Raw genomic sequence first — 18,626 nt, 5'->3', positions numbered from 1 at the left:
CCCTTTCCTTTCGAGGAGAGGGCCTCTGGCGTTGGCACCTGTAGCCAAATGCGTAGCCAGCGGGCGTCGAGGGCTCCGGGACGAGCGGGACCGCTTGGGACACCTGGGACGAGGCAGAAACGCATGAGACGCCCGGCCGGACGCCGGATGCCGCCAATTCGGGATGTCGCCGGGTCGATATCCGGGCGATCGCCAGTCAGCGCCCGCCACAGAGCCTTGGGTGATTTTCTCCTTGGGTGGTGCTCCTGTGACGTGCAGTACCCGGTCGGAGTCTTCCTGTCTCTGACTAGCTCGCTCGGTTCGACAAGATGTGGTCGCAGACCCGCCAGGCGTTGGCCATGATGGTGAGTGTCGGGTTCGCTCCTGTTGCCGTGGGGAACGGAGAGCCGTCGACAACGAACAGGTTGTCGACCTCGTGGGCGCGGCAGTTGCGGTCCAGTACTGACAATGCGGGGTCGTCACCCATCCGGGCGGTGCCGTGCTGGTGAGAACAGTTGCCTGTCACCTTCTCGGCGTAGACGCGGTCGACCTGCTTGGCCCCCGCAGCGTCGAGGATCTCCCCGCACCGGTCGACCAGGAACCTGCCCTGGTCGATGTCGTTCTGGTGGGTTTGAAGGGTGATGCGGGCGACGGGCAGTCCCCAGGCATCCTTGACGTTGGGGTCGAGGTCGACCCGGTTGTCGTGCTGCGGCATGTCGTGCAGGACCATGGCGACCGCCATGCTGTGGCTGAAGTAGTCGCGATCGTTCTGCTTGGCCTCGGCGCCCCAGGTGGGTCGACCCGGCAGTCCCCAGTTGATGGGCAGTGGTATGCCGACTCCGGCGGCAGCAATGTGCCCACCACTGACGAACCCCCTGGAGTCGTCGTGCTCGTAGAACTGGAAGCTGCTCGCGCTGACATAGCCGCCGCCGGCCCAGGCATTGATCGGGTCCTCGAAGGTGCCGACCGACGCGCTGTACTCATGGAAGGTGACGTTGCGCCCCACGAGGTCGTTGCCGTTGGCGAGTCCGTTGGGGAACCTCGAGGAGGTCGACAGCAACATCAGCCGGGCGGTCTCCACGGCGCCGCAGGCAAGGATGAAGACATCGGCCTCCTGCTCCACGAGTCGACCCGCGGAGTCCTCGTACACGGCGCTCTGGATGCGACCTTGAGAGTCGACCGTGAGCTCGCGAACGTAGGAGTCCGCCCGAAGGTCGTACCGGCCCGTGGCGACAGCATCGGGGATGAACACGTTCAGTGCGCTGGACCGGGTGCCACTGGGATCGCCGTGCTGCTGCGCGAAGGCGCTGATGACCGTGGCGGGCCGCCCGTTGAACGGCTGAGACAGGGCCGCCTGCGGAGTCGGGAAGGAGTTCCAGCCGAGTTGTTCGCAGCCGAGGTGGAACTTCTCGGCGTAGCGGGACTGGGGCATCGGCGGGCAGGGGTAGCCCCGGGAACGGAAGGACTCGAACGCGTTCGCTCCGGCCTGTCCCGAGACTCCGAAGGCCCACTCGACCTTGTCGTAGTAGGGCTCCAGCTCGGCGTACGTGATCGGCCAGTCGGCAAGTGAGGTCCCGGGCAGTTCGCCCGCGATGCTGCGCAGGCGGAAGTCGTTCTCGGTGAATCGGGGGAGCCACCCCTGCCAGTGGACCGTCCCGCCACCGACCATCTGCGGAACCGGGCAGAAGAGGTCGACCTCCGCCTCGCTCTCGGTGTCGCGCCGCGATGTGCGGGGGTTCAGCAGTGGATCGGGCCAGAGGTTGTAGCGGTTGACGTTGGCCAGCTCGTCTCCGCCGAAGGACTCCTTGGTGCGCCAGGGCCCCTTCTCGAGGGCGACCACGCGCATGCCACCCTCGGTGAGCACCTTGGCCGCGGCTGCCCCGGAGGCGCCGGCGCCGATGATCACGGCATCGACTCTCTCGGGCTTGGTCGCGGGGATGGTCATGAGGACTCCTCCAGGCTGCGGTGGGTCGGGTTGTCAGAGAAGTACTGGTGGGTGGTGTAGCGGCCGGTGTGCACCTCCGCGAGATCCTTCGGCCCGGGGAAGCCGATGGTCTGCCAGCCGACCTGGCCACGGTTGCCGCCGTAGATCGGATCTGCCAGGAAGCCCTGGCGGGTGTGCGTCACGAGCAGGCCGAAGAAGTCGAGGTCGGACTCGGCGCTGGTCTGCTGCAGCGCCGGCTCTTCGGGCCCCCCGTAGTTGATGGTCGGAGCGCTCGTGCCATGCTCGAGCCCGCGAAGGATGTCGTCCTGCTCGGCGTCATCGAGCTTGACGAAGGACCTTCCGTGGGCGTCGTTGGCACGCTTGTCGAGCTCGACGACCCCTGCGACGTACACCGCACGCGCGTGGTCGACCCGTTGCTGCCAGGCCTGCGCGCGCAGTCCAGTGAGCGTCTCGAACCCGGTCCCGTCGGGAAGGGCGTAGATGTAGTCGATGCCAGACAGGTAGCGGTCGAGGAAGTCGATCGTGCCGGCCTCGCGTGCGCCGGGTGTGTCGTCAGTCGGGATGATCCGGGCCATTGCCGCCTCTGTCGTCTCCCGCTGGTGGGCGTCGAGGAAGATGTCAGCCATGGGGGCCTCCGTTCGAGTCGTGGGGGTCAGGCGATGATGAGTGGTCGCAAGGTGTGATGTGCGACGAGCAGCCCGGTTTCGATCCGGGCCTCGCTGCCGCCCCAGACCGGGTCCTCGTGCTCCACCGACAGCACGCCGTCGAACCCGCCCTCGTAGAGCGTGTCCACGACGCCGTTCCAGTCGACCTGACCGCGACCGGGGATGCGGTACCGCCACCAACCGACGTCCCACGGGTCCGCGCTCTTGTCTGCGATCCCGGGCCAGCCGAACCGGTTCCGCTTGTGCGGGAACAGCTCGATGTCCTTGGCCTGGGCGTGCGCGACGCGGTCCACGTAGGGGCGCAGCGCCTCCACAGGGTCGATGCCCATCCAGACCAGGTGGGACGGGTCGTAGTTCAGGTAGAGGCCCAGCCCGAACATCCACTCCCAGAGCTCAGGGGAGTACGCAAGGTTTCCGGGATAACCGTCGGGGTGCCAGCCCTCCATGACGCAGTTCTCGATGACGAGCTTGACGCCCTTCTGGCCGGCGTGGTCCACGAGTCGCGGGAAGATCCTCTCGGCCTCGCGAAGGTTGTCCGCCACGCTCTGGCCAGGATGGCGGCCGATGAACGTCCCGACGGTAGGGACATCGAGGAGAGCGGCAGCATCGATGCACGCGATGACGTGGTCGTTGATCGCCTGTCGTTCCCTAAGGTCAGGGTGAAGGTTGTTGTCGTAGAACGCAAGGGACGACAGGGTGAGATCGTGGTGTTCGAACAGCGCACGGATCTTCTCGGCGTCGCCGTCGGTGAACGACTCAGCCACGATGTGGCTCGCTGTGAACGGTCGATCACCAAGTGCCGGCCAAGCTGCCACCTCCAGCGCCTCATAGTCGTGCTCCGCCGCCCACCTGGCAATGTCTTCGAGGGGCCGGTCCGGAAGGCAGGCCGTGAGGAACCCGAGTTTCACGAGGGCACCTCCACCCAGGAGTCCTTCGCAGCCGAGGCCAGGACGGCCTCGGTGATGACGGCGGCCCGGTGGCCGTCGCTGAAACTGGGAAGCCCCTCGGGCCGCGGGCCGGACACCGCGGCATACGCATCCGCCATGAACGCGGTGAAGCTGTCCTGGTACCCCTGTGGGTGCCCGGCAGGCAGGCGCGAGTAGTCGGCGCCGCCACCGGCGGTGAACGTATCCGGCCCACGGGGGACTATCTGGCTGGAGGACCGCCCACCGATCCACAGAGAGTCCGGGAGCTCCTGGTCGAAGACGTAAGCCGCCTCGGTCCCGTCGAAGGAGAACCAGAGCCGGTTCTTGCGGCCCAGCGATACCTGGCTGGCTACCACCGAGCCGGTCGCGCCGCGGTCGGTCTCGAACATCACGGTCGCGCCGTCCTCGGTGCCCACCACCGAACTGCCGTCGGTGCCTGCCCGGCTGGCGTGGGCCTGGGACATCCGGGACACGAGACGTGTGATGCGGTGTCCGGTGGTGAACTCCATGACGTCGCACCAGTGGACACCGATGTCGCCGAAGGCTCGCGACCCACCGCCGATGGCCGGGTCCACCCTCCAGTTCGTTTCCTGTGAGCCGGAGAGCCAGTCCTGGAGATACGAGCCGTGCAGCATCCACAGGTCTCCCGCCTGTCCGCTGGAGATGCGGTGCCTCGCCTCACGGACGGAGGGGTAGAAGCGGTAGATGAACGGCACTGCGGTGACCGCGCCCGTGGACTCGGCCGTCTCGGCCAGCAGGGCGGCGCGCTCCACCGAGGTGGCCAGCGGCTTCTCGCAGATGACCGCCTTCCCGGCCTGCATTGCGGCGAGCGCCAGGTCGTAGTGCGTGTCATTCGGTGTGCAGATGTGCACGACGTCGACGTCGTCGGAGGCGATGAGTGCCTCGGGGGACTCGGCGCCTGACCTGGCTCCGAGCCGAACCGCGGCGTGGGTGGCTGCCTCGGGGGAGTGGTCGGCGACTTGCGTCACCACTCCTCCGCTTGCTCGCACGGCATACGCGTGCACACCGCCGATGAAGCCGGCGCCGATGATTCCAGCTCGCAGTGCGGGCATGCGACTCACTTCTTCCGCGCGAGCGCGACAGCCAGGATGATGATGACGCCGCGGACGACCTGCTGCTGGCTGCTGTCGAGTCCGGCAAGAATCAGGCCGTTGTTGATCAGGCCGATGAGCAGCGCACCGACGAGCGTGCCGACCACCGATCCTGCGCCCCCGAAGAGGCTGGTGCCGCCGAGGATCACCGCCGCGATGGCGGACAGCTCGTCGCCTGCGCCCCACTGGAACCGTCCAGACTGCAGCCGGCCCGCATAGAGCATTCCGGCAAAGCTGGCGACCGTGGCGGAGAGGAGCAGCACCTGGAACTTGATCCTGCGTGTGTTCACCCCAGTGAACTGAGCCGCGGTGCGGTTGCCGCCTGTCGCGAGCACCTGACGGCCGAAGCGCGTCTTGGCCAGCACGATGGCGCCGATGGTCACGAAGATGGCGCTCCACGCGAGCAGGCCGGGAACTGGACCGAAGTTTCCACCACCGAAGATCAGGTTGAACGTGTCGTTCAGGATGGGCTGCGGCGCCGAGGAGGTTATCCATTGCGCCACCCCTGCGGCGATGCCGAGCATGCCCAGCGTCACAAGGAAGGACGGGATACCGAGCAGGCTCACCAGGGCACCGTTCACCGTGCCCACGGCAAGGCCCACCGCGAGTCCGGCGAGGACGCCCGGGATGAGACCCCAGCTGGAAATAGCCATGGCGGTCACGACGCTCGACAGTCCTGCCACTGAGCCCACGGACAGGTCGATCTCGGCACAGGCGATCACGTAGGTCATACCCACAGCGATGACCGTGATCGTCGCGGTCTGGCGGAAGATGTTGAGCAGGTTGTTGGAGGAGAGAAAGCCTTGGTCCCGCAACAGGACTGCGAAGAAGGCAAAGACGACCAGGAAGCCGATGTAGATGACGTAGCGGCGCCAGTCGATCGTGGACATGCGGCTCTGAAATGAGCCCAGTGCGGTGTTCTCTTGGTTCGGTGCGATGGTGACCATGGGTCAGACTCCTTGAACGGCCAGTTGAAGGGATTCCTCGTCGGCGATCTCGCTGCGCCGCAGATCGCGGGTCACAGAGCCGTCACGCAGGATGAGGATGCGGTCGCTGACCGCGAGGAGCTCGGGGTACTCCGAGGAGATGAGGATGACGGCCTTGCCGACATCAGCGAGGGCGCGGACCATGTCGAGAATCTCGGACTTGGTCCCGATGTCCACTCCCGCGGTGGGTTCGTCAAGGATGAGGACGTCGGGTTCGGTGCCCAGCCACTTGGCGATCACGACCTTCTGTTGGTTGCCGCCCGAGAGCAGACGGATGGGCCGATTCGGGTTGGTTGCCTTGATGGCAAACCGCTGAATGAGGCTGGAGGACATGGCCTTTCCCGCCTTCCCGTCGAGCAGCGGACCCTTCTTGAGCTTCCCCAGCAGGGGGAGGAGCAGGTTCTCGCGTACGGAATGGTCCAGGACCAGTCCTTGCTCGCGACGGTCCTCCGGGATGAGCGCGAGTCCGTGACCGATCGCGGCGCGGGGGTCGTTGACGGTGATCTCCCTGCCCCGCAGGCGGATGGTTCCGCTCGTGGCCTTGTCGATCCCGAAGAGGGTCCGGGCGAGCTCGGTGCGTCCACTTCCCATGAGGCCGGCGAGCCCGATGATCTCGCCTGCGTGGACGGTGAATGAGACGTCCTGCACCAGGGGACCACTGGTCAGCCCGGATACTTCCAGCAGGGCCTCCCGCTGGTCGAGACCCTCCCGTTCGCGGTAGTTCATCTGACCTTCGATCTTCTTGCCGACAATCCCCTCGACGATCTGCTCGGGCGTGACCGCAGCCAGCGGCTCGGTGAGGAGGCGCTTCCCATCGCGAAGAATGGTGATGCGGTCGGCGATTCGGTAGATCTCGTCCATCCGGTGGGAGATGTAGATGATCGAGATTCCGCGCTCTTTGATCCGGCCGATGAGGTCGAAAAGCGCCTCGGTCTCGTGCTTGGCCAGGCTCGCCGTGGGCTCGTCCATGATGAGGATCTGGGCATTCTGGGCCAGCGCCTTGGCGATTTCGGTGAGCTGCCAGTAAGCAGTTCCGAGGCTGGCAACCATCGCCTTCGGGTTGACTGAGACCTCCATGGTGGCAAAGACCTCCGCGGCTTTCGCGACGGCAGCTCGGTCGTCAATGAGACCGAACCTTCCAGCGGGCTCGTCGGCCAGATAGATGTTTTGTGCCACCGTCAGAGTCGGCACCAGGCTGAACTCCTGGAACACCATGCCGATGCCCGCTGCTCGCGCGCTCTGGATGGAGTTGATGTCTACGGGCTCGCCGTCGACGCGGATGTCCCCTTCGTCGGCCCGGTAGACCCCTTGGAGGATCTTCATGAGCGTCGACTTTCCTGCGCCGTTGCCCCCCGCGAGCGCATGGACCTCGCCGCGGCGGACCTCGAAGTCGACGTTGTCCAGGACGACCACCCCGTCGAATGCCTTGGTGATGCCGTGCATCTCTACCGCTGTCGCGGTACTGCTCTGCTCGCCCATCGCGTACTCCCTTCTGGTGGCGGGGCGGATCGCTGCTGGTCCGCCCCGCCGGGATGTCTACTTCTTGTACGAGCTCTTCAGGTCGGCCGGGGGCTCCTGGTGATAGACCTGCTTCCACGCCTCGAGGATGTTCGAGTGGTCGACAGGCAGCGAGCTCAGGGCGACGTAGGGCGGGGCCTTCTTGCCCAGCAAGGCACCTGCGCCCAGCAGGGCCTCGGTCACGCCCTGGTCGTAGGGCAGCTGTGCGCCCAGACCGACCACGAGCTGGTTCTTCGCCAAGGCGATTGCGACGTTCTTGCCAAGGTCCTCTGTGGCGATCTTCAGGTCCGCACGACCGGAGGCACGTGCCGCGGCCATGATGCCCTCGGCGGGAACGTCCCAGACGCCCCAGATTCCGGCCAGGGTGGGGTGCTTGCTCAGCATCGCGTTGGCCGCACCTTGCGCGTCGCCGGCGAAGTCGGGGCCCGCGATTCCCTTCTCCTCCACGATCTTGATGTCGGGGTAGTCCTTGGTGATGGTGGACTTGAACCCGTCGTAGCGCTGCTTCGTGACGAAGAAGTCGGCCTCGTGGAAGACCAGGCCGATCTCGCCCTTGCCGCCCAGGGCCTTGGCCATCAGGTGGGCGGAGGTGACACCGTTGCCGTAGTTGTCCGCGGACACGACAGAGACGTAATCCGTGCCGGCCTTCATGCCCTGGGGGACGTTGTCCATGAAGACGAGCTTCACCCCTGCTGCGGCGGCCTTCTTGAACGCGGACGCCGTGGCCACCGGGTCGGTGGGGATCGAGACGATGATGTCGGGCTTGAGGTTGAGCACGGTCTCAAGGTCGGAGACCTGCTTGTCCGGCTTGAAGTTGGCGTCGGTGACAGCGACGACGTCGATGCCCAGCTTGCCGAACTCGCTCTTCAGGCCGTCCACCTGCGCGTTGGCCCAGTCGTTGCCTCCGTAGTGCATGACGATCGCCGCCTTGGCCTTCATTCCCTTGACCTTCGTGATCTCCTCGGCGCTGAGGGCTGCCGCCGAGGCAGGGGAGGGCTCTTCGCCGTTGGGCCCCTTGCTGAGGACGGTGCCCTTGATCTTCGCCAGCGCATCATCGGCTTTGGACGACACTCCGGCGTCGACGCCGGTGGTCGCGCTGGAGGCTGAACTGCAGCCGGCCGTGGCCAAGGCGATGGCGGTCGCCAAGCCCGCCAGGCGGTAGGTGCTCTTCTTCATCGAATCTCTCCTGAGGGGATGGTGCCGCCAGCGGTTGCGAGCAGCGTGTCGAGGTACTTCTTGCTGGTGGCGGCCGCTTCACGAGGGTCGCCTTCGTATGAGTCGAGCTCGACGACGATCCAGCCGTCGTAGCCGACCTCGTTGACGGCCGCGATGACGTCCTCGAAGTCGACGTCCCCCTGGCCCAAGGGGAGGAATTGGGTGGTCGCCACGTCCACGTCCTTGAGGTGCACGTGACGCAGGCGTGTTGCATACCGGCGGATCAGTTCCGCGGGGTCACCGCCACCGGCGATCAGGTGGGCGGTGTCGGGACAGAAGCCGATCCGGGTCAGCGCCATCAGCCGGTCAAGCTCATCTGGGCTCTCGACGATGGTGGTCAGGTGCGGGTGGTAGCAGGCCACCAACCCGAGCTCCTCGGCGATGTCGGTGACCTGGTCGAGCGCAGCGCCCAGCGCGGAGTAGTCCCCGTCTGTGGTACCCGACGCCCTGCGGGCGCCGCCGCCCACGACGAGGTTGTCGGCTCCGAAGCGGGCAGCCAGTTCCGCCGCCTGACGCACCCGGTGCAGCTCGTCGCTCAGGATGTCCGGGTAGATGAAGTTGCCCCCGGTGTAGACGGCTGCCAGCACCACGCCTGCGTTGGCCAGCAGGTCCGCCAGCTCGTCGGGCCGGTTGGCGTAGTCCGCCACGTTGCCGTCGAACATCTCGACGCCCTCGTACCCCAGGCTCGCGATGTCCGCTACGGCACGGTCCATGGGGCCATTCACGCGGTAGAAGAGGTCCTTGACGCTGGTCACGCCGGTGGCGTCGCCCACGACGCCACCCCAGGTGATGGTGTGGTAACCGAGCCTCATCGTCGAGTCCGTTCTGTCTGCAGTGTGGGGTGTCTCAGCCGCTGCCCGGTTTTTCCTGTGAGGTGCATACTTCTGCATGTACCGTGCAAAAGTCAAGAGTAAACGTGCTGATATATTTACGTCACAGACAGAAGGAGGTGGCTGACATGGATGCCAGAACTCAAGGGCCTCTTGCCCCCGATCACGTCGTCGACCTGGTACGTGTGCTGGATGCCGTGCGCTCCGGCCGGGCCAGCACACGCCCGGAACTCGCCCAGGCCACGGGTCTTGGCAGAAATGTCGTGACCCAGCGGGTGGCCCGTCTGATGGACTCGGGCCTGCTGGTCGAGGGTCCGCCCTTGCGGTCGACCGGTGGTCGCGCCCCGCGTGCACTGCGGTTTCCCGCCGATGCAGGCCGGATGCTGGTGGCCGAACTTGGCGCGACGAGCATCGGGGCCGCTGTGAGCGACCTGGAGGGGACCCTTCTGGCCCAGTACGAAGAGGACGCAGACGTGACGATGGGGCCGGTCACGGTGCTCACCCGCGTGGCCGAAGTCTTTGACGAGCTCCTGCAGCAGCTCGGTGCCGGCGCGCCCATCTGGGGCTTGGGGATCGGCCTCCCGGGCCCCGTCGAATTCGCGACTGGTCGGCCGGTTGCGCCTCCCATCATGCCCGGCTGGGACGGGTTCGACGTGCGCGCTTTCTTCGCGGGACGGTTTCAGGCGCCGGTCTGGGTCGACAACGACGTCAACGTGATGGCGCTGGGGGAGTTGCGTTCCGGGCAGGCCAAGGGCCTGCGCGACGTCGTCTACGTGAAGATCGGTTCCGGTATCGGCGCAGGACTCGTTTCCCAGGGCGTCCTGCACCGGGGGGCCCAGGGCTGCGCGGGCGACATCGGGCACGTGATTGTGGAGGAGGGATCCACCGTGCTCTGCCGGTGTGGCAAGTTCGGCTGCCTCGAGGCGCTGGCTGGGGGCGCAGCGCTGGGCCGGGACGGCGAGACCGCCGCCCGGGAAGGTGACAGTGCCTATCTCGCCGATCTGCTCGCGAGCGGGGACACGATCGATGCGCGCGCCGTGAGCGAGGCCGCCATCCACGGCGACCCTGTGGCGATCAAGCTCCTGGCAGCCTCCGCCCGACTGGTCGGGCAGACCCTGGCGCGGATCGTGAACTTCTTCAACCCCTCTCTCATCCTCGTCGGAGGGGGGGTCTCGGAGGCAGGCGACTACTATCTGGCGGAGGTTCGGCAGACCGTGATCGGCCGGTCGCTGCCCCTCGCGACCCGCTCGCTCCAGATCGTCCGCTCAGGCCTGAGCGACCGGGCCGGTCTGCGCGGCGCGGCTCACATGGTCATGGACGCCCTGCTGTCGCCTGAGATCCTCCCGACATGGCTGGATCAAGGAACTCCCGCAGGCCGCGCCGAGCTGGCCGCCCAGTGATGCGTCCCCCGCCGGGGGCGATTTGCAGGGCGGTGAATGGATCCTCGGGCGGGGAGCCACGTCGGACACTGACCGGCACTGTCCGCTCCGTGGAGGTGTAGCCAAATGTGTAACCGGGAGCAGGCGGGACGGCTTGAGACGCGGCGCAACACCGGGGACACAGTGCCGAGATTTCGTGCGGCGGGGGAGATGCTGCGGGACGTGTGAGACGTTGGCTGGGGTGGCTCATAACCCGGAGGTCGCAGGTTCAAATCCTGCCCCCGCTACCAACGCGTCAGCGACAGAAGGCCCGGACCACTGGTCCGGGCCTTCTGCTGTGCGCGGCGCTCCCCCTGCCGCAGCGGACGCCCCTCCGAGGCTGCTCGTCGCTCGCTGGCCCCCGCCACCGGCAAATGTGTGACTTCCGTCCGGTGGGCACCCCACGCCTCTACCATCGGCGTGCGAGAGGATCGCTGGGACGGTGGAGGGGAGGGTTCGGATGGAGTCGCGTACCGGCGTGGCCTGCCAGCTCGACCCGTCCGGCGCGGTCGTGACCTCCCCCGTACGGCGCGTGGTCACCTACCGCGCGGTGCCCGGCGAGCAGGGGCGGTTCCTGTCGGTCGCCGGTGGCGTGAAGGACGTGCTCGGGGCGCCGTCGAGCCGGATCCTCGCCGACGACGACTACTGGTCCCGCCACCTGCACCCCGCCGACCAGGCGGCAGCGCTGGAGCAGGAGGAGATCGGCTTCCGCAACGGAGAGCTGGTCTCGGAGTACCGGATCGTCCGCGAGGACGGCCGGCTGGTGTGGGTGCTCGACGAGGCGAACGTGGTCGAGGACCCCGTCGAGGGGCCGGTGTTCGACGGCGTCTTCGTCGACGTGACCTCCCTGCGGCGGTCCGAGCTCAAGGTGGCCGCGCACGGCCTCCTCGTCGAGCAGGTGAGCGCCGGGGCGCCGCTCGCGGACTGTCTCGAACCGCTGGTCCGGGCCGCCGGCGAGATGTGCATGGCCCACCACTGCCGGGTGTCGGTCGGTGCGGACACCACGGTGGCCCACGAGCTCGCGGCATCCGGCCCGATCCTCACCGAGCACGAGGCCGTCGACCACGTGCGCCACTGCGGCCTCGACGGCCCCGGTGCGGCGTCGATCCTGGCCGCGCCCTCGCCGGACGTCGAGGACACGCTGGCGTGGCTGGCGGACACGACGGTGCAGGCGCAACGCATGCTCGCCGACCGCTCGCGCTCGCTGCGGGCGGCCGCCCTCGCCGCCGCGACCCTCGAGTCCACGGTGGACGGGCTGCTGGTCGTCGACCAGGCGGGTCACGTGGTCGGGTACAACCAGAAGTTCGCGTCGATGTGGCGGGTGCCGCCGGGGCTGCTCGAGGCCGGTGACGACGAAGCGGTCATGGGTTCGGTCCTCGGGCAGCTCGTGGACCCGGCGGCCTTCCAGGCCGGGGTGACGGCTCTGTACGAGGACACGGTGGCGACGAGCTTCGACGAGATCCTGTTCACGGACGGTCGGATCTTCGAGCGCTACTCGCAGCCGCAACGCCTCGAGGGCCGCGTCGTCGGACGGGTGTGGAGCTTCCGCGACGTCACGGCAGGGCGGCAGCTGCAGCGGGAGCTGGCCACCGCGGCGGACACGCTGCAGAGGCAGCAGCGCGTGCTCGAGCTGCTCGGCACCGTGGCCGCCGCAGCCAACTCGGCCGTCAGTGTGGAGGCTGCGGTGGCGCAGACGCTCGACGCCCTCTGCGAGTTCGGGGAGTGGGACGTCGCGCACGCGTGGCTGGCCCCGCGGTCGGCGGCGACGGCGTCGACCCACATGTGGACCACCTCGGCGGGCCCGGACGACGACTCGTTCCGCAGCCAGACCGAGAGCACCGAGCTGACCGACCTCCCCGTGGTGGGCCTGGCCATGGAACGAGGGGTCCCGGTGTGGAGCGACACCCGGGAGTGGAGCAGCGCGGCCTGGCTGCGCACCGCGGAGTCGGTGGGTCTGCGGACGGCGGTCGCCCTGCCGATCCGCGTGCGCGACAACGCGGTGGGTGTGCTGGAGATGTTCTCCCGGTCCGTCGTCGAGGAGGACGCAGCCGTCACCGAGGTGATGAGCCAGGTCGGTGTCCACCTCGGGCGCAGCGTGGAGCGGCACTATGCCGAGGACGACCTCGCGTCGCAGTCCACGGCGCTCCAGGAGCTCACCGACCAGATGGGTACCGTCCTCGACTCGGTGGAGGAGGGAATCTTCGGGGTCGGCGGTGACGGGGTCATCACCTTCGTCAACCGCGCCGGGGAGGACCTCGTGCGGCTGCCGCGCACGAGCATCCTGGGGCGTACCGACGTGGAGGTCCTCAGCCTGGCCTGCGTCCCGGCGACGCGGTCGGCGCGGGCGGTGGCGACACCGGCCGGAGCCGTGCCACCAGAGGTGAGGCCGGGCCTGCCCGAACGCGGCACCCACGTCAGGGCGGACGGTTCGAGCTTCGACGCCGAGTGGGTCGTGTCACCGATGCGCACCCGCTCCGGAGCGGTGGTCATCGTCCGGGACATCGGCCAGGTGCAGGTGGTCGAGCGGATGAAGGACCAGTTCACCGCCATGGTCAGCCACGAGCTGCGCACCCCGCTGACGTCGTTGCGCGGGTCGCTCGGGCTGCTGAGCGGGGGAGCGGCCGGCGAGCTGCCACCAGCCGCCGCGCGGATGGTGGCCCTCGCGACGACCAGCGCCGACCGGCTGGTCCGGCTCGTCAGCGACATCCTCGACGCCGAACGCCTGCGCACGGGCCGTCTCGTGCTGCACCCGGCGGAGGTTCCCGTCGACGACCTGGTCTCGGCAGCCTCGCTCGACGCCGCGGCCGCGCTCAAGCGGGCGGCCGTCGCGCTGGAGTACACGCCGACCCCGCTGACCGTGCGGGTGGACTCCGACCGCATCGTCCAGGTGCTCGCGAACCTGCTCGTCAACGCCTCGAAGTTCTCCAGCCAGGGCGCGTCCATCGACCTCGACGTCCGCGCCGACGACCACTGGGCGACCTTCGAGGTGCGCGACCACGGCAGCGGCATCCCTGCGGAGATGGTCGAGAAGATCTTCGAACCGTTCGTGCAGGTCGACGCGACCGACACCCGGTCCCACCAGGGCTCGGGCCTGGGCCTGGCCATCTCCCGCGACATCGTGCGCCTGCACGGCGGCGACATGCACGCCGGTGGCACCGAGGGTGGCGGGGCCCGCTTCACCTTCACCGTGCCCCTGGCCTGAACGTGACGACGCCCCACCCGATCGGTTCGGGTGGGGCGTCGTCACGTGTGCGGTGGGCTCGCGGCGGCGTGCGGGTGACCCGCGCGCCATACCGGGGGGGTTGGTCAGGCGTCGACGATCACGGGGATGATCAGCGGGCTGCGGCGGTGCTTGCGGTGCACCCAGGTGGAGGTGGCCTTGCGGACGAGCTCCTCGATCTGGTCGAGGTCGTCCACGCCGTCCTTGGACGCCTTGAAGAGCGCCTGCTGGATTGCCGACGTGGCGTCGGTGAAGTCGATCGTGTCGGTGGCCAGGCCGTGGACCATGTAGTCGGGGTCCTCGGTGAGCTTGCCCGAGTCGGGGTCGACGATGCAGACGATCGTGAGGACGCCCTCCTCCGCGAGGGTCCGGCGGATGTGCAGGGTCTCCTCGGTCGCCCCACCGACCCGGCCGCCGTCGACGTAGACCATGCCGGCGGACACCTTGCCGGTGATGCTCACCTTGCCGCGGACGAGGTCGATGACCGAGCCGTCCTCGGCGATGAGGGCGTTGCGGGGGTCGACACCGGTGCGGATCGCGATGTCGGCGTTCGCGCGCAGGTGACGCCACTCGCCGTGGACCGGGAGCACGTTGCGCGGCTTGATGATGTTGTAGCAGTAGGACAGCTCGCCGGCGCTGGCGTGGCCGGAGACGTGCACCTTGGCGTTGCCCTTGTGCACGACGTTGGCGCCCCAGCGGGTGAGCTCGTTGATCACGCGGTAGATCGCGTTCTCGTTGCCGGGGATGAGCGAGCTGGCCAGCAGGACGGTGTCGCCCTCCGTGACCTCGATGGGGTGGTCACGGTTCGCCATGCGCGACAGGGCGGCCAGCGGCTCACCCTGCGACCCGGTGCAGATCAGCGCGATCTTGTCCGCGGGGAGGTTCTCGAGCTTCTTGAGGTCGACGACCAGTCCCTGCGGGATGTTCAGGTAGCCGAGCTCGGACGCGATGCCCATGTTGCGGACCATCGACCGGCCGACGAACGCGACCTTGCGGCCGTGCTCGTGGGCGGTGTCGAGGACCTGTTGGATCCGGTGCACGTGGCTGGCGAAGCTCGACACGATGACCCGGCCCTTGGTGGTCCGGAACACGGTGTCGATGGCGGGGGACAGCTCACCCTCCGAGATCGTGAACCCGGGCACCTCGGCGTTGGTCGAGTCGGACAGGAACAGGTCGACCCCCTCCTCGCCGAGCCGGGCGAACGCGCGCAGGTCGGTGACCCGGCCGTCGAGCGGGAACTGGTCCATCTTGAAGTCGCCCGTGTGCAGGACCAGACCGGCCTCGGTGCGGATGGCGACGGCCAGGCCGTCCGGGATGGAGTGGTTGACGGCGATGAACTCGCAGTCGAACGCCCCGAGCGTGCGGCGGTCACCCTCCTTGACCTCGACGGTCTTCGGGGTGATGCGGTGCTCCTTGAGCTTGGCCTCGAGGAAGGCCAGCGTCAGCCGGGACCCCACGACGGGGATGTCCGCCCGCTCGCGCAGGAGGTACGGCACACCGCCGATGTGGTCCTCGTGGCCGTGCGTGAGGACGATGGCGTCGATCTTGTCGAGGCGGTCCCGGATCCAGGTGAAGTCCGGGAGGATGACGTCGACGCCGGGCTGGTGCTCCTCGGGGAAGAGGACGCCGCAGTCGACGATCATCAGGCGGCCCTCGTGCTCGAAGACGGTCATGTTGCGGCCGATCTCGCCCAGGCCGCCGAGCGGCACGACGCGCAGGCCACCCTTCGGCAGGGGGGCGAGCGTGTCCTTGGTCCGGCGACCGCGTCCGGAGCTGCGGCGGCTCATCGCGCCGCGCCGGGGATCGTGGTGGACGAGGCACGACGTGCCTGCTGGGGAGTGTTCATCGATGTCCTTCGGTATGGGGTTGAACGGTGCTGCGGGGTGAGCCACCCGGGCGCCCGCTGGGCTCCCGACCGGTTCGGTCACCTGCCAGTGTCCTCTGTCCGCGGCGGGATGGTGCGCACAGGTGGCCCCGACGACCATCCGGGGGCGCCCGCGCGGCCCTCGTCCACCCGTGTCGGTGGGTGGCTCGACCGGTTTCGTGGCGGTGTGGCAGCCCTGGTGGTGGGCGTCCTACGCAGGCTGCCGGAGGGGCCGCCGGCACCCGGGTGCGTACTCTGGTCCGCATGGTCTCGGCAGGCGCGGGTGCTCTGCGCCTGACCCGTGCCCTCGGCCTGGCCGTCGCGGCATACGGACTCTCGCTCGCCGCCCACCTCGTGGGCGGGGGCAGTGCTCCTTCGCCGGCTGGCACCGGCGTGCTGCTGTTCGTGACCTGGTGGGCCTGTGTGCTCGTCACGCACCGCCGACTCGGCCGGGTCGCGCTCGTCTCGGTGCTGGCGCTGTCCCAGGTCCTCCTGCACCAGGCGTTCCTGGTCGCCGGGACCGCTGGGTCGTGCGTCACCGTGGTGCACGCCCACGCCGGTCACCTCGTCGACGGCGCCAGCACGGTGTGCAGCGCTGCCGGGATGAACGGCATGGGCCCGATGTCGCACCAGGGGCCGTCGGGAGCGGCCATGGTCGCCGCCCACGTTCTCGCCGCCGTCCTCCTCGCCCTCGTGCTGGCGCGCGGTGAGGCGGCGGTGTGGTTCCTCGCCGGTCTGGTGTGGCCGACGCCGCCCGCTGCGGCGCAGCTGCCGGCGGCGCGCCGACCGCTGACCGTCCTGCCCCGGCTGCTCCTCGCGGTGGCCGAGCCCGTCGTGCCCGGCAGCGTGGGTCGCCGGGGCCCGCCGTGGGTCCACACCCCGGCCACCTCCTGAGCGACCGCACCTCCCCATCGCGTCGACGACGCGACGACGGCGTATGGCGCGCGGACGGGCCGGGTGCCCACCACCCCCCGAACTCCCTGCGTCCGCAACGCCTCGGGGCGTTCCGGCGTACCCACGCAAAGGAACCTCATCGATGAACCACTTCCCGGCGCGCCTTCGTGCGCGCACCACCACCGTCGTCCTCGGCGGACTTGCTGCAGTCTCCCTGTCAGCGGGGCCGGCCGCGGCCCACGTCAGGGTCGAACCCGACTCGACGGTCTCTGGCAGCTACTCCGGGCTCACGTTCCGTGTGCCGAACGAGTCCGACACCGCGTCCACGACGAAGGTGGTCCTGACGCTGCCCCGGGACACGCCCTTCCGCCACGTCTCGGTGCGACCGGTCCCGGGGTGGACCGCAGCCGTCACCGAGGCCCCCCTCCCGACACCCGTCACGCTCGACGGCAGCACGCTCACCAAGGCCGCTCGCACTGTCACGTGGACGGCCGGGGGTGGGCAGGCGATCGCCCCGGGCCAGTACCAGGAGTTCGCGATCAGCGCGGGCCCGCTGCCCGCCCCCGGCACCCTGGTGCTGCCCGTCACCCAGACCTACTCGGACGGCGAGGTCGTCGACTGGGCCACGGCCCTGGCTCCCGGGCAGGAGGAGCCTGAGCACCCGGCGCCGCAGTTCGAGGTGACGGCTGCCACGGCGGGAGGCACGGCTGGCGTGTCAGCCGGGGCGGGGGACGGGCGGGCCGCGCACGCGGAACAGACCTCCGGCAACGAGGGCGACCTCGTCAGCCGCCTCCTGGCGGGTGGTGCGCTCCTCGTGGCCCTGGCCGCCCTGGCCGGCCAGGTGCTCGCACGGCGACGACGTGAGGTCTTCGCGTGACCGGCCCGCGACGGGGAGGGCGCACCCGGCGCGCCCTCCCCGGGGTGCGGGCGGTGCTGGTGGCCCTCGTGGCCGCCGGCACCGTCGGCCTCGCGCTCGCGCTCGCGCCGTCGGCGCAGGCCCATGCCCGCGTCCGCTCCACGGTCCCGGCTGCGGGGGCCACGCTCACGACCGCGCCGCAGGAGGTCGTCCTGACGTTCAACGAGCCGCCCATCGGCGTCGGCGCCGTCGTCCGCGTGGAGGCGCCGGACGGTCGGGTCGTCTCCGTCGGTGCCGTCCGGGTGGTGGACGACGAGGTCCACCAGACCCTCGCGGACGGTCTCGCCCGGGGGGCGTACCACGTCGCCTGGCGGGTGACCTCCGACGACGGACACCCCGTCTCGGACGAGTTCGCCTTCACCGTGGCTGGGGACGGTGCCGCGTCGTCGTCGTCGGCGTCGTCGGCGCCGTCGACGACCTCCGCGACACCCGGCGCTGCCCCCACTGTGGCGACCACGCGCCCCACACCCCCCGAAGCCACCTCCGGCACGGCCAGCCGGTGGCTGGTCCTGGCCGCCGCCCTCGTAGCCGTGGCGCTGGGGGTTCTCGCCCTCGCGCGCACCCGCTCCACCCGTCATCTCCGAAAGTGAAGGCCCCTCCCATGACCCGTTTCCAGCACCCGCGCCCGTCCCATGGCGTTCGCGCCACCGTGGGTATTGCCGCCATCGCCGTCGCCCTCGCCGGCTGCTCCTCGGGGTCCGGCACCTCGGGGTCCTCGAGCACCACCGGGGGCTCGAGCTCCACGGCGGCGGCCACGAGCACGTCCGCCGCCTCCAGCGGTGGAGACCCGACGTCGTCCACCTCCTCCACGAGCCCGCCGACCACCACGACCTCGTCCGCGGGTGACCTGCCGGCCGGAGCGAAGCAGCTGTCGGTCACCGTCACCGGCAAGAAGGTCTCGCCGTCACCAGGGGTGGTGGAGCTCCGGGTCGGCCAGGTGTTGCGCCTGACCGTCACGAGCGACCACGCGGACGAGCTGCACGCGCACGGCTTCGAGAAGGAGGCCGAGCTCGTGGCCGGCACGGCGACGACCCTCGACCTCGTCACGGACCAGCCAGGGACCTACGAGGTGGAGACGCACCACCCGGCGCTGCGGCTGCTCAAGGTGCAGGTGCGGTGAGCCAGCTGGACGGCGGCA

At 69.1% G+C, this 18,626-nt stretch carries 15 protein-coding genes; 6 read left to right on the top strand and 9 right to left on the bottom strand.

The features are described from left to right. Window positions 1-286: 286 nt before the first annotated feature. From ASC58_RS03105 to ASC58_RS03070, 8 genes are all read right to left on the bottom strand, one after another. The gene (locus tag ASC58_RS03105; protein WP_056918306.1) at window positions 287-1,924 is read right to left on the bottom strand and encodes a GMC family oxidoreductase; all 1,638 of its coding nucleotides are present in this window, start codon (window positions 1,922-1,924) and stop codon (window positions 287-289) included. Continuing rightward, on the bottom strand, window positions 1,921-2,550 hold the full coding sequence (locus tag ASC58_RS03100) for a gluconate 2-dehydrogenase subunit 3 family protein (RefSeq protein WP_056918305.1): 630 nt from the start codon (window positions 2,548-2,550) through the stop codon (window positions 1,921-1,923). Before ASC58_RS03100 ends, ASC58_RS03105 begins: the two co-directional genes overlap by 4 nt. Before the next feature lie 26 nt (window positions 2,551-2,576). Then, complete coding sequence (locus tag ASC58_RS03095; RefSeq protein ID WP_200947711.1) at window positions 2,577-3,404, bottom strand: sugar phosphate isomerase/epimerase; 828 nt, start codon at window positions 3,402-3,404, stop codon at window positions 2,577-2,579. 89 nt (window positions 3,405-3,493) lie between these two features. Next, window positions 3,494-4,588, bottom strand: coding sequence for a Gfo/Idh/MocA family protein (locus tag ASC58_RS03090; protein WP_056918303.1), 1,095 nt, complete (start codon window positions 4,586-4,588; stop codon window positions 3,494-3,496). Between the two features lie 5 nt (window positions 4,589-4,593). Beyond that, window positions 4,594-5,574, bottom strand: coding sequence for an ABC transporter permease (locus tag ASC58_RS03085; RefSeq protein WP_056918302.1), 981 nt, complete (start codon window positions 5,572-5,574; stop codon window positions 4,594-4,596). Window positions 5,575-5,577: 3 nt separating this feature from the next. Beyond that, a complete protein-coding gene (locus tag ASC58_RS03080) occupies window positions 5,578-7,092 on the bottom strand; it encodes a sugar ABC transporter ATP-binding protein (RefSeq protein ID WP_056918301.1) in 1,515 nt (504 codons plus the stop codon). Between the two features lie 57 nt (window positions 7,093-7,149). Continuing rightward, window positions 7,150-8,307, bottom strand: coding sequence for a substrate-binding domain-containing protein (locus ASC58_RS03075; protein WP_056918300.1), 1,158 nt, complete (start codon window positions 8,305-8,307; stop codon window positions 7,150-7,152). After that, on the bottom strand, window positions 8,304-9,158 hold the full coding sequence (locus ASC58_RS03070; protein WP_056918299.1) for a sugar phosphate isomerase/epimerase: 855 nt from the start codon (window positions 9,156-9,158) through the stop codon (window positions 8,304-8,306). The genes ASC58_RS03075 and ASC58_RS03070 overlap by 4 nt, the downstream gene beginning before the upstream one ends. 146 nt (window positions 9,159-9,304) lie before the next feature. Here ASC58_RS03070 and ASC58_RS03065 point away from each other — a divergent pair, with 146 nt between their 5' ends. Together ASC58_RS03065 and ASC58_RS03060 are read left to right on the top strand one after the other, a co-directional pair. Then, entirely contained in the window at window positions 9,305-10,576 is a 1,272-nt protein-coding gene (locus ASC58_RS03065) for an ROK family transcriptional regulator (RefSeq protein ID WP_056918298.1), read from the top strand. Window positions 10,577-11,054: 478 nt separating this feature from the next. Next, a complete protein-coding gene (locus tag ASC58_RS03060; RefSeq protein ID WP_056918297.1) occupies window positions 11,055-13,796 on the top strand; it encodes an ATP-binding protein in 2,742 nt (913 codons plus the stop codon). A gap of 104 nt (window positions 13,797-13,900) precedes the next feature. On the opposite strand, the gene ASC58_RS03055 is transcribed toward ASC58_RS03060, so the two are convergent. Beyond that, complete coding sequence (locus ASC58_RS03055) at window positions 13,901-15,601, bottom strand: ribonuclease J (RefSeq protein ID WP_056918296.1); 1,701 nt, start codon at window positions 15,599-15,601, stop codon at window positions 13,901-13,903. 341 nt (window positions 15,602-15,942) lie between these two features. Here ASC58_RS03055 and ASC58_RS03050 point away from each other — a divergent pair, with 341 nt between their 5' ends. From ASC58_RS03050 to ASC58_RS03035, 4 genes are all read left to right on the top strand, one after another. Then, a complete protein-coding gene (locus tag ASC58_RS03050) occupies window positions 15,943-16,572 on the top strand; it encodes a hypothetical protein (RefSeq protein WP_056918295.1) in 630 nt (209 codons plus the stop codon). Between the two features lie 142 nt (window positions 16,573-16,714). Continuing rightward, window positions 16,715-17,449, top strand: coding sequence for a YcnI family protein (locus ASC58_RS03045; protein ID WP_056918294.1), 735 nt, complete (start codon window positions 16,715-16,717; stop codon window positions 17,447-17,449). Then, entirely contained in the window at window positions 17,446-18,078 is a 633-nt protein-coding gene (locus tag ASC58_RS03040) for a copper resistance CopC family protein (RefSeq protein ID WP_056918293.1), read from the top strand. Before ASC58_RS03045 ends, ASC58_RS03040 begins: the two co-directional genes overlap by 4 nt. 11 nt (window positions 18,079-18,089) lie before the next feature. After that, window positions 18,090-18,608: a lipase chaperone gene (locus ASC58_RS03035; RefSeq protein WP_056915321.1), complete on the top strand. Its 519-nt coding sequence runs from the start codon at window positions 18,090-18,092 to the stop codon at window positions 18,606-18,608. The last annotated feature ends 18 nt before the right edge of the window (window positions 18,609-18,626 follow it).

The organism is Phycicoccus sp. Root101, from assembly GCF_001426245.1.
In the GTDB taxonomy this organism is placed as follows: Bacteria; Actinomycetota; Actinomycetes; order Actinomycetales; family Dermatophilaceae; genus Pedococcus.
Note: the sequence above shows the minus strand (reverse complement) of the source record. Positions and strands in the feature narration are given on the sequence as shown.